This window comes from Anaeromassilibacillus sp. An250 (genome assembly GCF_002159845.1).
GTDB lineage: Bacteria > Bacillota > Clostridia > Oscillospirales > Acutalibacteraceae > Anaeromassilibacillus > Anaeromassilibacillus stercoravium.
In genome coordinates, this window is sequence record NZ_NFJK01000055.1 from 1 (window position 1) to 1,288 (window position 1,288).

Sequence of the window (1,288 nt, forward strand, 5' to 3'; positions counted from 1 at the left end):
TCATTCACCACAAATTCTTTATATCCATCAAATGGGAAGTCGTTAAAGCCAAATACTTCTCCCACCTCAACCCCCAGTATCTCGCAAATTCTAGGCTTGTCTATGTTGGCCTCCTCCACCGGCGCAGGCACCCGAACGGGGTTATATTCCTGCTCCAATTCTTCCCGGATTTTCTCTTTTTCTTCGTCCAAATAACTCGTTCTCCAAAATCTTTCGAGTTCAATAATGTGCCTAACTTGTTTATCAGAAAAGAGATATAGATGGTCTTTTACCACGGATTGTCTCTTACTTCTATCTGGATGGGCAGACCCGCCAAAACGGCATTGGCAATGCTCGATGTCGTAATCGCAAATAGGGCATTTCTCTTTCATGCTGGCCTCCTCCGATTGCACGCGCGCGTTTCCTACCGCATCAGCGTGCGTTTTTTCGTGTGTTTGCGTGTGTTCCTCCACCACCTCATAGCCCATCAGGCTGGCGGCTTCGCGAACCCATTTCTGAACCATTCTCATGTCTTGGTTAAAGTCTACTATGTCTTTATCTTGCATTTCCCTTGTCTTATCCGCCCAAAGTTCTCTTCCAGATCTCTGACCAAAGAAAAAAGCCCATCTTGACAGAATGTCAAAAACTTTTTCAAATTGATTCAACATCAAATTTCCTCCTTTCCCATTCCCTGCAGCAGTCCTCCGGCTCCGTAAAATCCGCCCGATACTCGCTGTCCCCGTTGAAGCACACGCCCTGATAGTCCTCGTACCAGTCGCAGGTCTCGCAGCATTTATTCATGGTCGGCCTCCTTGTCCATGCGAGCGCCGCAGTTGGGGCAGTATTTTTTCTTGACACGACCATTGCTTCTGCCGCATATAGAGCACGAATACACTCTATACTCAATAAGACGGTTCCTTTTGCTTACACTTTCGCACGCTTCAGGAATCCATCTCCCGTGCCTCACCTCCACCACATCGGCGGCTTTCAAACCAAACAAAATGGATTTGATCTGGAAATAGGAATCTGTGCCCATGGCCTTGTCGAGAATATCTTTGGCTCTAAAATAACTATCCATCCTGCCCCCTCCGTTCCAGCGCGTCAGCGATCCGCTTTAATTCTTCCTTAATTCCTCGAAGTTGATCCTGCCCGCTCATATCCTTGAAAAGCAGCAACAAGAATAAGGCAAGTGCTATTACTTGCAAAGTCGCAACAATCTCGGTCAATCCTGCTCCCTCCGTTCCAGCGCGTCAGCGATCCGCTTTAATTCTTCCTTAATTCCTCGAAGTTGATCCTGCCCGCTCATATC

The 1,288-nt window shown here is 47.5% G+C and carries 4 protein-coding genes; all 4 read right to left on the bottom strand.

The window, feature by feature from the left end:
- A partial coding sequence (locus B5F54_RS17060; RefSeq protein ID WP_140400422.1) for a hypothetical protein occupies positions 1–647 on the bottom strand: 647 nt, incomplete at its 3' end.
- Positions 631–780 carry a hypothetical protein gene (locus tag B5F54_RS17835; RefSeq protein ID WP_172749784.1) on the bottom strand — a complete coding sequence of 50 codons (150 nt, stop codon included), beginning with the start codon at positions 778–780 and terminating at the stop codon, positions 631–633. The genes B5F54_RS17060 and B5F54_RS17835, both read right to left, overlap by 17 nt.
- Positions 773–1,057 carry a hypothetical protein gene (locus B5F54_RS17065; RefSeq protein WP_087235329.1) on the bottom strand — a complete coding sequence of 95 codons (285 nt, stop codon included), beginning with the start codon at positions 1,055–1,057 and terminating at the stop codon, positions 773–775. The genes B5F54_RS17835 and B5F54_RS17065 overlap by 8 nt, the downstream gene beginning before the upstream one ends.
- Positions 1,050–1,205 carry a hypothetical protein gene (locus tag B5F54_RS17840; protein ID WP_172749785.1) on the bottom strand — a complete coding sequence of 52 codons (156 nt, stop codon included), beginning with the start codon at positions 1,203–1,205 and terminating at the stop codon, positions 1,050–1,052. Before B5F54_RS17840 ends, B5F54_RS17065 begins: the two co-directional genes overlap by 8 nt.
- Positions 1,206–1,288: the final 83 nt, after the last annotated feature.